The sequence below is a fragment of the Paraburkholderia sp. A1BS-2L genome, from assembly GCF_051125205.1.
Taxonomy (GTDB): domain Bacteria; phylum Pseudomonadota; class Gammaproteobacteria; order Burkholderiales; family Burkholderiaceae; genus Paraburkholderia.
The window spans coordinates 1,808,853-1,824,184 of the sequence record NZ_CP120428.1; the positions used below are offsets into that span (position 1 = coordinate 1,808,853).

The 15,332-nt window shown below is 65.2% G+C and carries 14 protein-coding genes; 13 read left to right on the forward strand and 1 reads right to left on the reverse strand.

Features of this window, described 5'->3' with window-relative positions; translation table 11 throughout:
• Window positions 1–70 precede the first annotated feature (70 nt).
• Window positions 71–1,309, reverse strand: coding sequence for a pyridoxal phosphate-dependent aminotransferase (locus tag P5W98_RS08085; RefSeq protein ID WP_421024087.1), 1,239 nt, complete (start codon window positions 1,307–1,309; stop codon window positions 71–73).
• A gap of 462 nt (window positions 1,310–1,771) precedes the next feature.
• On the opposite strand from P5W98_RS08085, the gene P5W98_RS08090 reads away from it, so the two are divergent.
• The 13 genes from P5W98_RS08090 to P5W98_RS08150 all read left to right on the forward strand — a co-directional run bounded on the left by P5W98_RS08090 (window position 1,772) and on the right by P5W98_RS08150 (window position 15,261).
• Window positions 1,772–2,146, forward strand: a complete 375-nt coding sequence (locus P5W98_RS08090; protein ID WP_421024088.1) for an Mth938-like domain-containing protein — start codon at window positions 1,772–1,774, stop codon at window positions 2,144–2,146.
• A gap of 183 nt (window positions 2,147–2,329) precedes the next feature.
• Window positions 2,330–4,021, forward strand: coding sequence for a glycosyltransferase family 39 protein (locus P5W98_RS08095; protein WP_434660227.1), 1,692 nt, complete (start codon window positions 2,330–2,332; stop codon window positions 4,019–4,021).
• A 230-nt stretch (window positions 4,022–4,251) separates the two neighbouring features.
• Window positions 4,252–4,623, forward strand: coding sequence for an SMR family transporter (locus tag P5W98_RS08100; RefSeq protein WP_421024090.1), 372 nt, complete (start codon window positions 4,252–4,254; stop codon window positions 4,621–4,623).
• 112 nt (window positions 4,624–4,735) lie between these two features.
• Window positions 4,736–5,911, forward strand: coding sequence for a DegT/DnrJ/EryC1/StrS family aminotransferase (locus P5W98_RS08105; protein WP_434660229.1), 1,176 nt, complete (start codon window positions 4,736–4,738; stop codon window positions 5,909–5,911).
• A 141-nt stretch (window positions 5,912–6,052) separates the two neighbouring features.
• Complete coding sequence (locus P5W98_RS08110; RefSeq protein WP_421024092.1) at window positions 6,053–7,138, forward strand: glycosyltransferase; 1,086 nt, start codon at window positions 6,053–6,055, stop codon at window positions 7,136–7,138.
• The gene (locus tag P5W98_RS08115; RefSeq protein WP_421024093.1) at window positions 7,135–8,082 is read left to right on the forward strand and encodes a formyltransferase; all 948 of its coding nucleotides are present in this window, start codon (window positions 7,135–7,137) and stop codon (window positions 8,080–8,082) included. The genes P5W98_RS08110 and P5W98_RS08115 overlap by 4 nt, the downstream gene beginning before the upstream one ends.
• On the forward strand, window positions 8,079–9,125 hold the full coding sequence (locus P5W98_RS08120; RefSeq protein ID WP_213295231.1) for a bifunctional UDP-4-keto-pentose/UDP-xylose synthase: 1,047 nt from the start codon (window positions 8,079–8,081) through the stop codon (window positions 9,123–9,125). Before P5W98_RS08115 ends, P5W98_RS08120 begins: the two co-directional genes overlap by 4 nt.
• A 16-nt stretch (window positions 9,126–9,141) precedes the next feature.
• On the forward strand, window positions 9,142–10,038 hold the full coding sequence (locus P5W98_RS08125; protein WP_421024094.1) for a polysaccharide deacetylase family protein: 897 nt from the start codon (window positions 9,142–9,144) through the stop codon (window positions 10,036–10,038).
• A gap of 118 nt (window positions 10,039–10,156) precedes the next feature.
• Window positions 10,157–10,618: a peroxiredoxin gene (locus P5W98_RS08130; RefSeq protein WP_421025218.1), complete on the forward strand. Its 462-nt coding sequence runs from the start codon at window positions 10,157–10,159 to the stop codon at window positions 10,616–10,618.
• 84 nt (window positions 10,619–10,702) lie between these two features.
• Window positions 10,703–10,900, forward strand: coding sequence for a hypothetical protein (locus P5W98_RS08135; protein ID WP_421024095.1), 198 nt, complete (start codon window positions 10,703–10,705; stop codon window positions 10,898–10,900).
• 127 nt (window positions 10,901–11,027) lie between these two features.
• A complete protein-coding gene (locus P5W98_RS08140) occupies window positions 11,028–12,869 on the forward strand; it encodes a PhoH family protein (RefSeq protein ID WP_421024096.1) in 1,842 nt (613 codons plus the stop codon).
• A 255-nt stretch (window positions 12,870–13,124) separates the two neighbouring features.
• On the forward strand, window positions 13,125–14,285 hold the full coding sequence (locus P5W98_RS08145; RefSeq protein ID WP_434660233.1) for a C40 family peptidase: 1,161 nt from the start codon (window positions 13,125–13,127) through the stop codon (window positions 14,283–14,285).
• Window positions 14,286–14,454: 169 nt separating this feature from the next.
• Window positions 14,455–15,261 (forward strand): SDR family NAD(P)-dependent oxidoreductase, encoded by an 807-nt coding sequence (locus P5W98_RS08150; RefSeq protein WP_421024098.1) that lies wholly within the window; start codon window positions 14,455–14,457, stop codon window positions 15,259–15,261.
• The last annotated feature ends 71 nt before the right edge of the window (window positions 15,262–15,332 follow it).

The following is a 15,332-nucleotide window of genomic DNA, read 5'->3' on the forward strand; positions in this document are numbered from 1 at the left end:
AAGGAAAAGCGGTTGCGTCGCGCCGGACAGTCAGCCGCGCGGCGCGCATGGCGTGTATGCCGGACGCGGCTCAGGTGCCGTGCCTCTGGCGGTAGTTGTCGAGGAAGCGCGCGATGCGGTTGATCGAATCGGTCAGGTCGTCGACGTTCGGCAGGAACACCACACGGAAGTGGTCTGGCTGCTTCCAGTTGAAGCCCGTGCCCTGCACCAGCAAAACGCGCTCCGCGAGCAGCAGGTCGAGAATGAACTGCTGGTCGTCCTCGATCGGATAAAGCTTCGGGTCGAGGCGCGGGAACATGTAGAGCGCCGCTTCGGGCTTCACGCAGGTCACGCCCGGAATGGCGGTGAGCATGTTGTAGGCGAGTTCGCGCTGGCGATACAGGCGCCCGCCCGGCTGGATCAACTCGTTGATGCTCTGGTAGCCGCCCAGCGCCGTCTGGATCGCATACTGGCCGGGCACGTTCGCGCACAGGCGCATCGAGGCCAGAATGCCCAGGCCCTCGGTGTAGTCTTTCGAGCGGCGGCGGTTCTCGGCCGTCATGCCCGACAGGAACATCCAGCCCGCGCGGTAGCCGCACGCGCGATAGCTCTTCGACAGGCTGTTCAGCGTAACCGTGATGACGTCTTCGGACAGCGAGCCGAGTGCCGTGTGGGTCTTGCCGTCGTAGATGATCTTGTCGTAGACCTCGTCGGCGAAAATGATCAGGCCGTGCTCGCGCGCAATCGCCACGATGCCCTGCAGCAGTTCGTCCGAGTACAGCGCGCCCGTGGGGTTGTTCGGGTTGATGACCACGATCGCCCGCGTGTTCGGCGTGATCTTCGCGCGGATGTCGTCCAGATCCGGCATCCAGGCATTCGACTCGTCACAGATGTAATGCACGGGCGTGCCGCCTGAAAGGCTCACCGCCGCCGTCCAGAGCGGATAGTCGGGCGCCGGGAGCAGCACTTCGTCTTCGTCGTTCAGGAGCGCCTGCATCGCCATCACGATCAGCTCGGACGCGCCGTTGCCAATGTAGATGTCATCGAGCTCGACGCCCTTCACGCCTTTTTGCTGCGCATAATGCATGATCGCCTTGCGCGCGGCGAACACGCCCTTCGAGTCCGAATACCCCGAGGAGCCCGGCAGGTTCAGGATCATGTCCTGGATGACCTCGTCGGGCGCATCGAAGCCGAACGGCGCGAGATTGCCGATATTCAGCTTGATGATGCGGTGGCCTTCTTCTTCGAGGCGCTTGGCATGCTCGAGCACCGGCCCCCGGATGTCGTAGCAAACGTTCTGCAGCTTGTTGGATTTGAGGATCGGTTTCACGGCGGGCGGTTGGTCCAAAAGCGTGTGTTGTTTCCGGAGGCAGTCTGAAAATCTGGATCGGGCTGCGACGGGGTTGATCGGCATAGACGACATGCATTGCGTGCCGCACCAGGAAGCACGCAATGCACGAATTCATGGATTGTACGGTCTGGCAGCCAGCCTGCAGCTTGTGACTGCGTTCGCCCTTCGATGGATGATGACCCGGGCCGATGGGCTGAGGCGGATGGCGCAAGCGCACGACAGGCACACTGAACGCACACGCCATGCGCACGCGGAAGGCTCGCTGCCGGGGCCGGCACTGGTTGCGCCTTCGGCGCGCCTCAGAGCACGCCATCGGGCCCTTATGAGCAAGGCCCGTCGTCGCAGCCGCTAAAAAGCTATAATTTAGCGGATTTTGGCCGACTTCCGCAATGCGCACCGAGCCGCGCGCCTCCCGAACCGAGACCTTCCGGAACCGAAGTTTTGAAACTACACCAGGACTCTAGCGGCGCCCTGAACACCGTCACCGGTTACGGCGCCGATTACGTCGAAATCAACCTCGAACGCCATACCGGCAGCGTCATCGTGATGCCCGAGACGCCTGTCATGCCCTGGCCGGTCAGCGCGTTCGACGCCTTGAGCCCCGAACTTTTCGAGATGCTACTGCCGCTCGACCCCGAGGTCGTGGTATTCGGCAGCGGCGATCGACTGCGCTTTCCCCATCCGCGCCTGACCGCGGCGCTTGGCACGAAGCGCATCGGGGTGGAGGCGATGGATTTCAAGGCTGCCTGCCGCACCTACAACATCCTGATGGCCGAAGGCCGGCGCGTGGCCGCCGCGCTCCTGATCGAATCCTGATTCAATCCTGATCGAAAGCCGGGCCGCGGGTTAGTGCGCGGCATCGCCTTAAGCCCGCCTTCAGGTAAGCCCGGCGCGCCGTAGTACACTTGCGCGCCGCGCGGGCGCTGCGCGCCCGCCATGAAATTACGGGCGCCGCGCCGCCTGACCGACCGCAACATCAACAAGAACAGGCTGGAACCCATGAACGATACGCCCTCGCGGCTGCCGCTCAATCGCAGCGCGATCCTGCTCCTGATCGTCGCTCTCGCCGTCATCTGGTTTGTGCCGCTTGGCTGGCGCCATCTGGTGCCGAGCGACGAAGGCCGCTACGCCGAAATGGCGCGCGAAATGCTCGCCAGCGGCGACTGGATCACCCCGCGCTACAACGACTACAAGTATTTCGAGAAGCCGCCGCTACAAACCTGGATGAACGCGCTCACGTTCGCGTGGTTCGGCATCGGCGAATGGCAGGCGCGCCTCTACACGGCCCTCACGGGCTTCGCGGGCGTGCTGCTGATCGGCTTCACCGGCGCGCGTGTCTTCAACGCCGCCACGGGCTTCTTCGCCGCGCTGGTGCTCGCCTGCGCGCCATACTGGAACCTGATGGGCCACTTCGACACGCTCGACATGGCCCTGTCCTTCTGGATGGAGCTCACGCTCTGCGCGCTGCTGCTGGCCCAGCGCCCGAACCTGCCTGCGCGCACGGCGCGCCTGTGGATGTGGGTCTGCTGGGGGGCGATGGCGCTCGCGGTACTCTCGAAGGGCCTGATCGGCCTGATCCTGCCGGGCGCCGTGCTGGTGCTCTACACGGTGATCGCGCGCGACTGGGCGCTCTGGAAGCGCCTCTACCTCGTGAGCGGCCTGATCGTGTTCTTCGCGATCGTCTCGCCGTGGTTCATCCTCGTGCAGCAGCGCAATCCCGAGTTCTTCAACTTCTTTTTCATCGTCCAGCAGTTCCAGCGCTACCTCACACCGGCGCAGAACCGTCCCGGCCCGTTATATTATTTCGTGCCGGTACTGCTGGTGGGCTTCCTGCCGTGGCTCTCGGTGAGCGTCCAGAGCGTGCGCCATGCGCTGCGCGCGCCGAGCCAGCCCAACGGCTTCGCCCCCGTCACGCTGATGCTGGTCTGGAGCGTGTTCATTTTCCTGTTCTTCAGCGCCTCGCACTCGAAGCTGCTGTCGTACACGCTGCCGATCGCGCCGCCGCTTGCGCTTGTCATCGGCCTGTATCTGCCGCTCATGACGCGCAAGCAGTGGCACCGCCATCTGGCGGGCTACGCGCTGCTCGCCGTCGCGCTCATGGCGGGTTCCTTCGTGCTCACGCGCATTGGCGACTCGCGCAATCCCAACGCCCTTTATCGCGAGTTCCAGGTCTGGGTGTTCGCGGCCGCCGCGGTCGCCTTCATCGCCACCATGATCGGGCTGCGCCTGAACCGTGCGAAACGCACGCCCGAGACGGGCGCCAGCGCGCCGGCCGTGGCGCTCGGCGCCGCGTGGCTGCTGCTCGCGACCATCGCAGGCACGGGGCATGACGTGTTCGGCACGCTCAGCTCGGGCGCGCCGCTCGCGCCCGCGGTGCGAGCGGCCATCGCGAAACTGCCGCCCGACACGCCGTTCTACTCGGTGGGCGTGCTCGACCACACGATGCCCTTCTACGTGCGCCACCCGATGACGATGGTGCAGGTGACCGACGAACTGGCCTTCGGCATCTCCGAGGAGCCGCAAAAATGGGTGCCGACCATCGCGGAATGGGAGCAGCGCTGGAAGGACGAGCGCTATGCGCTCGCGCTGATGCCAACGGATCGCTATAACGAGCTGACCGCCCAGGGCTTCCCGATGCAGGTGATCGCGCGCGACTCGCGCCGCGTGATCGTCGAGAAGCCGCAACCCTGACGACGCCCGGCTTGCGGCGGTCATGCCGCGCGCATGGGCGATAATGCTGGGCGCCGCCGCTGCGTGGAGCGTGGAGCGTGGATGGCGGCCAGCGACAACTGGCCGGGCGCCAGCACACCGCCATTGTGCGGCCGGAGCAACCGTAGCGGGCCCGCCAGCCGCGCGCCACGGCAATTCCGCCACTAATTCACTTCGCGCCTATATCCAGCCCTTATTAACCATCCAACACGATGAATCCGATTTCCCTCATCTGCATTCTCGCCGGTGTCGGCCTGAATGCCTGTGCGCAACTGTTGCTGAAAGCCGGTGTCAATGCCGTTGGACACTTCGAATTCACCCGTGCGAACATCGTGCCCATTGGCTGGAAGCTGGCGACGCAACTGCCGATCATCGGCGGACTCACCTGCTACGTGTTCAGCGTGGTCGTGTGGATCGTGGGACTCTCGCGCGTGGACGTCTCGATCGCCTATCCGATGCTCTCGCTCGGCTACGTGGTCAACGCGTTCGCCGCATGGTATCTGTTCGGCGAGGTGCTGAGCGTGCAGCGCCTTGTCGGCATCGGCATCATTCTGATCGGCGTGTTCGTGCTCGCCCGCAGTTAGGGCGCACCGAAGCACGCCCGGGCACGCATCGAGGCGCGCCTGTGTGTCTCTGGCATCCTTGCACCGCAGCCGAATTCCGATTTTTTCTGACGTTCTCACGAGCAAAGCCCTCATGACCCAGTCATCCGCGCAGTCCTCCGTTCCGTTCCTGCCGTTCGTCAAGCCCGAAATCGACGAAGAAACCATCGCGGGCGTCGCCGACGTGCTGCGCTCGGGCTGGATCACGACCGGTCCGCAGAATCAGGCGTTCGAGGCCGCGCTCTCCGAGTTCTGCGGCGGCCGTCCGGTGCGCACCTTCAACTCCGGCACCGCGACGCTCGAAATCGGCCTGCGCATCGCAGGCGTGGGCCCTGGCGACGAAGTCATCACCACGCCTGCCTCGTGGGTCGCCACCAGCAACGTGGTCTACGAAGTGGGCGCGACCCCGGTGTTCGCCGACATCGACCCCGTCACGCGCAACATCGACCTCGACAAGCTCGAAGCCGCCATCACACCGCGCACGAAGGCGATCATCCCCGTCTATCTCGCGGGCCTGCCCGTCGACATGGACCGCCTCTACGCCATCGCCCGCCAGCACAAGCTGCGCGTGATCGAAGACGCTGCGCAGGCGTTCGGTTCGACGTGGAACGGCAAGCGCATCGGCGCGATCGGCGACATCGTCTCGTTCAGCTTCCACGCCAACAAGAACCTCACGTCGATCGAAGGCGGCGCGCTCGTGCTCAACAACGAGGACGAAGCCGAACTCGCCCGCAAGTACCGCCTGCAGGGCATCACACGCACGGGCTTCGACGGCATGGACTGCGACGTGCTCGGCGGCAAGTACAATCTCACCGACGTGGCCGCGCGCGTAGGCCTCGGCCAGCTCAAGCACATCGAGCGTTTCACCGAGCAGCGCCGCAAGCTCGCGCATGCGTACTTCACGGGCTTCGAGGGCAGCGCCGCGGTGAAGCTCGGCGTGGGCCTGCCGGTGGCCGATTTCACCAACAGCAACTGGCACATGTTCCAGATCACGCTGCCGCTGGAGAAGCTCACGATCAGCCGGGCGGAATTCATGGAGCAGCTCAAGGAGCGCGGCATCGGCTCGGGCGTGCACTACCCGGCCATCCACCTCTTCACGCTCTATCGCGAGCGCGGTTTCCGTGCGGGCATGTTCCCGCACGCCGAGCGGTTCGGCGCGACCACGGTCACGCTGCCGCTATTCACGCAGATGAGCGTCGCCGACGTGGCGCGGGTGTGCCGCGCCGTCGACGACATCTGCACGCAGTACGCAGTCGGCGCCGCCGCCTGATCCGGCGCTTCACACCGGGATTCAGGCACGCGGGTGCGGCAGCCCAGGGGGGACGCACCCGCTTGAATCGGCTTGAATCCGCCTGAGAGCGGCAATTTCGACGCCAATTACATGCATCATCAGAACGGAAAAGACGCACTCATGACCCAAACGGAACAACGCACCTTGACCCCGGAGTCGCCGGAAGTCTCGGTCATCATTCCGGTCTACAACGAGGAAGCAGGACTCGCCGCGCTGTTCGCGCGCCTGTACCCGGCGCTCGACGCGCTCGGCACCTCGTACGAAATCATCTTCATCAACGACGGCAGCCGCGACCGCTCGGCCGCGATGCTCGCCGAGCAGTTCCGCGCCCGGCCCGACACCACGCGCGCGATCCTGCTCAACGGCAACTACGGTCAGCACATGGCGATTCTCGCGGGCTTCGAACAGGCGCGCGGCGAAATCGTCATCACGCTCGACGCCGACCTGCAAAACCCGCCCGAGGAAATCGGCAAGCTCGTCGAGAAGATGCGCGAAGGCTACGATTATGTGGGCACCATCCGCATGCAGCGCCAGGACAGCCTGTGGCGCCGCAAGGCATCGCACATGATGAACCGTCTGCGCGAGCGCATCACGCGCATCAAGATGACCGACCAGGGCTGCATGCTGCGCGCGTACAGCCGCCACATCATCGACACGATCAACCGCTGCGGCGAGATCAATACCTTCATTCCGGCGCTCGCCTACACGTTCGCGCAGAACCCCGTGGAAGTCGACGTCGCGCACGAAGAGCGCTTCGCGGGCGAATCGAAGTATTCGCTCTATAGCCTGATCCGCCTGAACTTCGACCTCGTGACCGGCTTCTCGGTCGTGCCGCTGCAGTGGCTCTCGTTCATCGGCGTGATTCTCTCGCTCGGCTCCGCGGGCCTCTTCATCCTGCTGCTGATTCGCCGCTTCATCATCGGCGCGGAAGTGCAAGGCGTGTTCACGCTGTTCGCCATCACGTTCTTCCTGCTCGGCGTGATCATTTTCGCGCTCGGCTTGCTCGGCGAATACATCGGCCGCATTTATCAGCAAGTGCGCGCGCGGCCGCGCTATCTCGTGCAGACGATCCTCGAAGAGCGCAATGGCCGCGAAGTGGTGGGCGCGCCTCGCCAGGACATCGTGCAGGGCGTGCAGGCGTCGCTCAATGCCGCCAGCGCCGCGAACCAGGGTAGCCAGGGTGGACAGCAAGGAGCCCAGTCATGAAGCCGCGCGCCGTCGTTTTCGCGTATCACAATGTGGGCGTGCGCTGCCTGCAGGTGCTGCTTGCGCGCGGCGTGGACGTTGCGCTCGTCGTCACCCACGAGGACAGCCCGACCGAAAACATCTGGTTCGGCAGCGTGAAGTCGGTGGCCGAGGAGCATGGCATCGACGCCATCACGCCCGCCGATCCGAAAAGCCCCGCGCTGCGCGCAGCCGTTGCCGCCGCGCGGCCCGACTTCATCTTCTCGTTCTACTACCGGCACATGCTGCCGGTGGACCTGCTCGCGATCGCCGCGCGCGGCGCCTACAACATGCACGGCTCGCTGCTGCCGAAGTATCGCGGCCGCGTGCCCACGAACTGGGCCGTGCTCAAGGGCGAAACTGAGACCGGCGCGACGCTGCACGAGATGGCCGCCAAGCCCGATGCGGGCGCAATCATCGCGCAGACCCCTGTGCCGATCTTGCCCGATGACACCGCCGCGATGGTATTCGACAAGGTGACGGTGGCCGCCGAGCAGACGCTCTGGCGCGTGCTGCCCGCGCTGATCGCGGGCGAGGCGCCGCATCTGCCGAACGATCTCTCGCATGGCAGCTACTATGGAGGGCGCAAGCCCGAAGACGGCCGCATCGATTTCACGCAGCGCGCCCAGGACGTCTACAACCTGATCCGCGCAGTCGCGCCGCCCTATCCCGGCGCGTTCGTCGACATCGGCAAGGAGCGCTTCGTGATCGCCCGCGCGCGCCTCGTGCGCCCCGGCGTAGCGACGCCCGGCATATCGGGCCAATTGCCCCCGGGTATCTACGTAAGCGATAATGCGCTTTTCGCCGTCTGCGGCGACGGCCGCGCCATCGCGATCCACGAGCTGCGGCGCCAGCATCATGGTCAAGAGACCATCGTTACCCCCGCCGCATTCTCCGAACTCACTTCATCTGTCCCCCGTCCATGAAAAAAGTCCTGATCCTGGGTGTGAACGGCTTTATCGGCCATCACCTCTCCAAGCGCATCCTCGAAACCACGAACTGGGAAGTGTTCGGGATGGACATGCAGACGGACCGCCTCGGCGATCTCGTCAAGCATGAGCGGATGCACTTCTTCGAAGGCGACATCACGATCAACAAGGAGTGGGTCGAATACCACGTCAAGAAGTGCGACGTGATCCTGCCGCTCGTCGCCATCGCCACGCCCGCGACCTACGTGCAGCAACCGCTGCGCGTGTTCGAACTCGACTTCGAGGCGAACCTGCCGATCGTGCGTTCGGCGGTGAAGTACCGCAAGCACCTGGTCTTCCCCTCGACCTCCGAGGTCTATGGCATGTGCTCCGACGAGCAGTTCGACCCGGACGCATCCGCCCTCACCTACGGCCCGATCAACAAGCCGCGCTGGATCTACGCCTGCTCCAAGCAGCTCATGGACCGCGTGATCTGGGGCTATGGCATGGAAGGCCTGAACTTCACGCTGTTCCGTCCGTTCAACTGGATCGGCCCGGGCCTCGACTCGATCTACACGCCGAAGGAAGGTTCGTCGCGCGTCGTCACGCAATTCCTCGGCCATATCGTGCGCGGCGAGAACATCAGCCTCGTCGATGGCGGCGCGCAAAAGCGCGCGTTCACCGACATCGACGACGGCATCGAAGCGCTCATGAAGATCATCGAGAACAAGAACGGCGTCGCCACGGGCAAGATCTACAACATCGGCAACCCGACCAACAACTTCTCGGTGCGCGAGCTCGCGCACAAGATGCTTGCGCTCGCTGCCGAGTTCCCCGAGTACGCCGACTCCGCGAAGAAGGTCCAGCTTGTCGAAACGTCGTCGGGCGCGTACTACGGCGCGGGTTACCAGGACGTGCAGAACCGCGTGCCGAAGATCGAGAACACGATGCAGGAGCTCGGCTGGGCGCCGAAGTCGACCTTCGACGAAGCGCTGCGCAAGATCTTCGAAGCGTACCGCGGCCACGTGGCCGAAGCACGCGCGCTCGTCGAGCAGCAATAAGCAAGGGACCCGCTCTTTGGCCCGCATCGTCCTGAAAATCGACGTCGACACGCTGCGCGGCACGCGCGAAGGCGTGCCGAATCTCGCCCGCATCTTCGATCGCTACAAGGCCCGCGCAACGTTTCTCTTCAGCCTCGGCCCGGACCATACGGGCTGGGCGCTGCGCCGCGTGTTCCGGCCGGGCTTTCTCAAGAAGGTCTCGCGCACGTCCGTGGTCGAGCACTACGGCGTGAAGCAGCTGATGTACGGCGTGCTGCTGCCCGGCCCCGACATCGGTGTGCGCGCGGCGGCCGAGATGCGCGCGATCCACGAAGCCGGCTTCGAATGCGGCATTCACACGTGGGATCACGTCTACTGGCAGGACAACGTGCGCAGCCGCGAGCCCGCCTGGACTGCGCGCGAGATGAACAAGAGCCACGAGCGCTTCACGCGGATCTTCGGCACCGCTCCCGTCACGCACGGCGCCGCGGGCTGGCAGATGAACGAGGCCGCGTTCGAGCAGATCGACGCGTGGGGCATGAAGTACGCCTCGGACGGACGCGGGCATTCGCCCTATCGACCCGTGGTGCGCGGGCGCACGCTCAACCACGTGCAGATGCCTACCACGCTGCCCACGCTCGACGAAGTGCTGGGCGTGGACGGCGTGGACATCGACAACGTCGCGGCGTGGCTGCTCAAGCGTACCGAGCGCAATCCGCACGACCAGGTGTTCACGCTGCATGCCGAGCTCGAAGGCCAGAAGCTCGCGCCGGTCTTCGAGCAACTGCTTGCCGGCTGGCGCGCGCAGGGCCATACGTTTGCCACGATGGGCGACTACCATGCGGCGCTGGACCCGGATTCGCTGCCATCGTACCCTGTCACCTGGGGCGAGATCACCGGCCGCTCGGGCCAGTTGATCGTCCAGCCCGACTGAAATCCGCTGCATGGCGATGCCGCGGCGCAGCGTGCACGAGACTGCGCCGCGCCGTCGATTCGCGGGAATCGCCCCCGCCCATGCGAGCCCATAACAACAGGAGAGCCACGTGCCTGACGTGACCATCGCAGTCGACCAACCCGTTCCCAATTTCACCGCACCCGCCACCGGCGGCGACTTCACGCTCTCGAGCCTCAAGGGCAAGAAGGTCGTGCTGTACTTCTACCCTAAGGACAATACGCCCGGCTGCACGCGCGAAGGCATGGAGTTCCGCGACCTCTACCCGAAGTTCAAGAAGGCGGGCGCCACGATCGTGGGCGTCTCGCGCGACAGCGTGCGCTCGCACGAGAACTTCAAGACCAAGCTCGAATTGCCGTTTACATTGGTATCGGATGGCGACGAAGCGCTCTGCTCGCTCTTCAACGTCATCAAAATGAAGAAAATGTATGGCAAAGAAGTGAGAGGAATCGAGCGCTCCACGTTCCTCATCGACGCCAGCGGCGTACTGCGCCAGGAGTGGCGCGGGCTCAAGGTGCCGGGCCATGTCGAGGAGGTCCTGGAGGCTGTACAAGCGCTGTGAGGCGCGATATATTGGGCTTCAATGAGTGCCTGTCCACCCTATTTTTTGTCGCATTTGCCACGCGGTCTTGGGAGCGGTCACAGGATGACCGCTCCAGCGCATCCGGGGCAACGCGCCATTAAAGCAGTCAAGCCGCTTGCCTCGTCACCCGGGGCAGCGGCTTTTTTGTTTGCTTCTTCGTTAGCTGTCACTCCCTCCACGTCGCACCGGATTAGCGACCCGGCGCGCGTCAACGTCAAGGAGCCGATCGAAAAACAGGCGAACCGGCATTTTCAGACCTGAGCGCGCACCCGGCGCGGTCACGGCGGGCACCTTACCCGGCACCCGCACGCCCCGCCAGAAAGCGCACCGTACGCGCACCGTACGGTCAACACCGCGACCACTCGACCCGAATTTTTCGAGGGACACCATGCCTTTGCCTACCCCCCCCAGCAAGCTCGGCAACCTGCTGCCGCCCGATGAATACAAGGCGCGTGCGCGCACGACCCGAAGCACGCGCAAAGCGGCGAGCGAAAACGACGCCGCCGATGTCGCCGACTATGGCGCAGACAGCGTCGCCGAGCCGATGACCCCCGCCGCCAACGCGGCGACCACGCTGCGCACCGTGCCCATGCACACAGCCAGCGCCGAACTCGCAGCGCTCGAACCGGTCGCGCCGGCACCGGCGCGAAAACGCAAACAGCCAACCGCGGCGCTGCTGCAGCCGGTGCAGGCACATGCCGAGCCGCATGCCGAAGCGCCTGCGGCACCCGCGGCGCGCGGCGGCAAATCGCCCGCGGGCAAAACGGCTAGCGGCACCGCCGCAAGCGCCCCGCGCACCGGCACAAAGAAGCGCTTGCACCCCGAAGAGACGATGGAGGTGCAAAAGCTCTTCGTGCTCGACACGAACGTGCTGATGCACGATCCGACCTGCCTGTTCCGCTTCGAGGAGCACGACGTCTTCCTGCCGATGATGACGCTGGAAGAGCTCGACAACCACAAGAAGGGCATGTCGGAAGTGGCGCGCAACGCGCGTCAGGTGAGCCGCACGCTCGATCAACTCGTCGCCAACGCGGGCCCGATCTCGGAAGGCATCTCGCTCGACCGACTCGGCAGCCGCGAGGCGCTCGGGCGTCTGTACTTCCAGACCACGCTCACGCACATCGATCCGGTCGACGGCCTGCCCGAAGGCAAGGCCGACAATCAGATCCTCGGCGTGGTGCGCGCGCTGCAGCGCGACCGGCCGGACCACCTCGTCGTGCTGGTGTCGAAAGACATCAACATGCGCATCAAGGCGCACGCGCTCGGCCTGCCCGCCGAAGACTACTTCAACGACCAGGTCCTCGAAGACAAGGACCTGCTCTACTCGGGCATCCGCGCGCTGACGCAGGACTTCTGGACCAAACACGCGAAGGGCATGGAGTCGTGGCAGGAGACCAAGACCGGCACCACGTACTACCGCGTGACGGGTCCCGAATGCCTTTCGATGCTCGTGAACGAATTCGTCTATCTGGAGCCGCAGAACGGCGAACCCGCGTTCCACGCGATCGTGCGCGAGCTCAACGGCAAGACGGCGCTGCTGCAAACGTTGCGCGACTACGGCCACCACAAGAACAACGTGTGGGGCATCACGGCGCGCAACCGCGAGCAGAACTTCGCGCTGAACCTGCTGATGAACCCGGAGATCGACTTCGTCACGCTGCTCGGCCAGGCCGGCACCGGCAAGACGCTCGTGGCGCTCGCGGCGGGTCTCGCCCAGGTGCTCGACGACAAGCGCTACAACGAAATCATCGTGACGCGCGCGACGGTGCCGGTAGGCGAAGACATCGGCTTCCTGCCCGGCACCGAAGAGGAAAAAATGCAGCCGTGGATGGGCGCCTTCGACGACAACCTCGAAGTGCTCCAGAAGACCGACGACGCCGCCGGCGAATGGGGGCGCGCCGCCACCCAGGAGCTGATCCGCTCGCGCCTGAAGGTCAAGAGCATGAACTTCATGCGCGGCCGCACGTTCGTGGACAAGTATCTGATCATCGACGAGGCGCAGAACCTGACGCCCAAGCAGATGAAGACGCTCGTCACGCGCGCCGGTCCGGGCACGAAGATCGTGTGTCTGGGCAACATCGCGCAGATCGATACGCCGTACCTGACCGAAGGCAGCTCCGGCCTCACCTATGTAGTCGACCGCTTCAAGGGCTGGGCGCATAGCGGCCACGTGACGCTCGCGCGCGGCGAGCGCTCGCGTCTCGCGGACTACGCGTCGGACATCCTCTAAAGCCACGCGGTAGCCCGTTCCCAGCGCTTTGCGAAGCGCTGGCCGCATCCCGAAGGACCGTTTCCGGCGACCCGGATACGGTCCTTTTTTTTATTCGCTGGAACGTATTGCGGCGTACCAGACTGGCAACGGGTCAAGCACGAACTTCAAGTAAGTTGTGAAGATTTCTTGCCGAAGCCATGTTTGACGGGCTACCATCCGCTCATTACGGTTTTCCCCAATGGCAAATGCCCAGCGTTTGCCGAATGCCTTTTCATGCGGCAACTCTGGCTCCCCTTACTGATCGTGGCCTTTCTTGCGGCGTGTTCCAGCACGCCGCAGAAGACCTCGCGCAGTGACAGTTCGGGTTCGAGTGCAAATGCCTGGCGCACCAGGCCACCTGGCTTCCCCAATTTCGTCGATCACAGCGTCGGACGCGAGGAAATCTCCATCCAGGCGATGAGCCTCGTGGGCATTCCGTACCGCTGGGGTGGCAATACGCCCGATAGCGGCTTCGATTGCAGCGGTCTGGTGAAGTATGTGTTCGCGCGCTCGGCCCAGGTGGATCTGCCGCGCACCACCGCCGACATCAGCCAGCGCGGCGAGGTCATCGATCCCGATGAAATCGCGGCTGGCGACCTCGTGTTCTTCAACACGACCGGCCGGCCGCACTCTCACGTGGGCATTTATGTCGGCAAGCTGCGCTTCGTCAATGCGCCGTCCACGGGCGGCACCGTGCGGCTCGACTATCTGACCAATCCGTATTGGGCCAAACATTTCGACGGCATTCGCCGCATGGCGCCGGCGAAGCGCGCTCCGACCACGCCGTTCGATACACCGACTTGGGAAGCCTCCACGCCCGCGCCTGCCACGCAGGCAGCGGCTGTCTCGGCTGCAGTTCCCGCGTCTGCGGCTCCAGCGGCGCTTTCAGCCACGCGAGCCAACGCCACTGCGACCGCCATGGCACCCGCCGCCGCGCCGCCGGCGCCGCGCATGGCCACGGCGGCGGATCAGAGCCGCTTGACGTCGACGCCTCAGCCCGCCTATGCCGGCGCCGCCGCGCCGGTCTCCACAACAGGCTCCGCCGCGCCAGCCGACGCATTCGAGCCGCCGCCTGCGGCGATCAGCGCCGCCCAGGTGCAGGCCCGCCAGGCCGGCGCGGTTGCGCCTGCCGCCGCGCCGACTGCCTCCGTTGCACCCGCAGCCGCACCGCGCGATGCCATCAACGCCGCCGCCGATGCCTTCGAGCCGCCGCCTCCCGGCATGAACGCAGCGGCACGCCAAGCCGCACAGGCGGGTTCGACGTCGATCGAGCCCACATCGTCTTCGGGCGCGCCCGCGCAGATCATGCGCGCGTCGACGGCAAGCGGCAACGTCGCCGCACCCACGCAATCGAGCGACGATCCGATCGCTCGCTTCGCCACCGGCTCGTTCTGAAGCGCGCGTCCAGAGCCAGGCGCCCGGACCGCGTTTTCCGCGGTGCGGCGTCCGCAGACTCACCAGCTCCTGGCCGAAAGGCCAATCGAAAGACTTGGCGGTTTCGCGCGCGCTGCGCGTCTGCTATCGTTTTGGGACCGTTTTTTTACTTTCGCGCAGCGAGGTAGCGATGGAACTCGGACTCGGCAGCAAAGTGGTTCTCGTCACGGGCGGCAGCAAGGGAATCGGCCTCGCTTGCGCTCGCGCATTCGCCAAGGAAGGCGCGAAAGTCGCAATCGTTTCGCGCGATCCCGCCAACCTGGCGCGCGCGCGCGAGCAACTGGCCAGCGAAGGGCTCCACATCCACCTCACGCGCGCCGACCTGCACGAGCCCCACAGCGCCGCCGACGTCGTCGAGGAAGTCGCGACGGCCGTGGGGCCCATCGACATCCTCATCAACAGCGCGGGCGCCGCGCGCCGTTACGATCCGGAATCGCTCGACGCCGACGCATTCAAGGCGACCATGGAAGCCAAGTACTTCCCGTACATCTACCCCCAGCAGGAGGTGCTGCGCCGCATGGTGGCTCGCATCAAGGCCGACACGGCCAGGGAGCCGGGCGCGATCGTCAACATCATCGGGATGGGCGGCAAGTACGCAAGCGACATCCATATCGCGGGCGGCGCGGCGAATGCGGCGCTCATGCTCGCCACCGTGGGGCTGGCGCACTATCACGCGCGCTATGGCATCCGCATCAATGCGATCAACCCGGGCGCAACGCTCACTGAGCGCCTGCAAGAGGCCGTGCAACTGGAAGCGGGGCGCGAGGGCATCAGCGCCGAAGACGCACTCGCGCGTGGCGAGGCCAGGGTGCCGCTCGGACGCTACGCAAAGCCGGAGGAAATCGCCGACGTCGCCCTCTTTCTGGCGAGCCGCCGGGCCAGCTACGTGACCGGTGCGATCGTGCCGATGGACGGCTGCACGACGCCGATCATCTGATCCGCCGGCGGCCGCCCGTGCCTTACCGGCCCACGCCCAAACAAAAAACGGCGCCCGAAGGCGCCGTGCTG

What these genes read in the sequence shown, in the direction of transcription:
- P5W98_RS08095 (WP_434660227.1), top strand. Translation starts at nt 2,330, where the DNA reads ATGAACGATACGCCCTCGCGGCTGCCGCTCAATCGCAGCGCGATCCTG.
- P5W98_RS08100 (WP_421024090.1), top strand. Translation starts at nt 4,252, where the DNA reads ATGAATCCGATTTCCCTCATCTGCATTCTCGCCGGTGTCGGCCTGAAT.
- P5W98_RS08105 (WP_434660229.1), top strand. Translation starts at nt 4,736, where the DNA reads ATGACCCAGTCATCCGCGCAGTCCTCCGTTCCGTTCCTGCCGTTCGTC.
- P5W98_RS08110 (WP_421024092.1), top strand. Translation starts at nt 6,053, where the DNA reads ATGACCCAAACGGAACAACGCACCTTGACCCCGGAGTCGCCGGAAGTC.
- P5W98_RS08115 (WP_421024093.1), top strand. Translation starts at nt 7,135, where the DNA reads ATGAAGCCGCGCGCCGTCGTTTTCGCGTATCACAATGTGGGCGTGCGC.
- P5W98_RS08120 (WP_213295231.1), top strand. Translation starts at nt 8,079, where the DNA reads ATGAAAAAAGTCCTGATCCTGGGTGTGAACGGCTTTATCGGCCATCAC.
- P5W98_RS08135 (WP_421024095.1), top strand. Translation starts at nt 10,703, where the DNA reads ATGACCGCTCCAGCGCATCCGGGGCAACGCGCCATTAAAGCAGTCAAG.
- P5W98_RS08140 (WP_421024096.1), top strand. Translation starts at nt 11,028, where the DNA reads ATGCCTTTGCCTACCCCCCCCAGCAAGCTCGGCAACCTGCTGCCGCCC.
- P5W98_RS08145 (WP_434660233.1), top strand. Translation starts at nt 13,125, where the DNA reads ATGCGGCAACTCTGGCTCCCCTTACTGATCGTGGCCTTTCTTGCGGCG.
- P5W98_RS08150 (WP_421024098.1), top strand. Translation starts at nt 14,455, where the DNA reads ATGGAACTCGGACTCGGCAGCAAAGTGGTTCTCGTCACGGGCGGCAGC.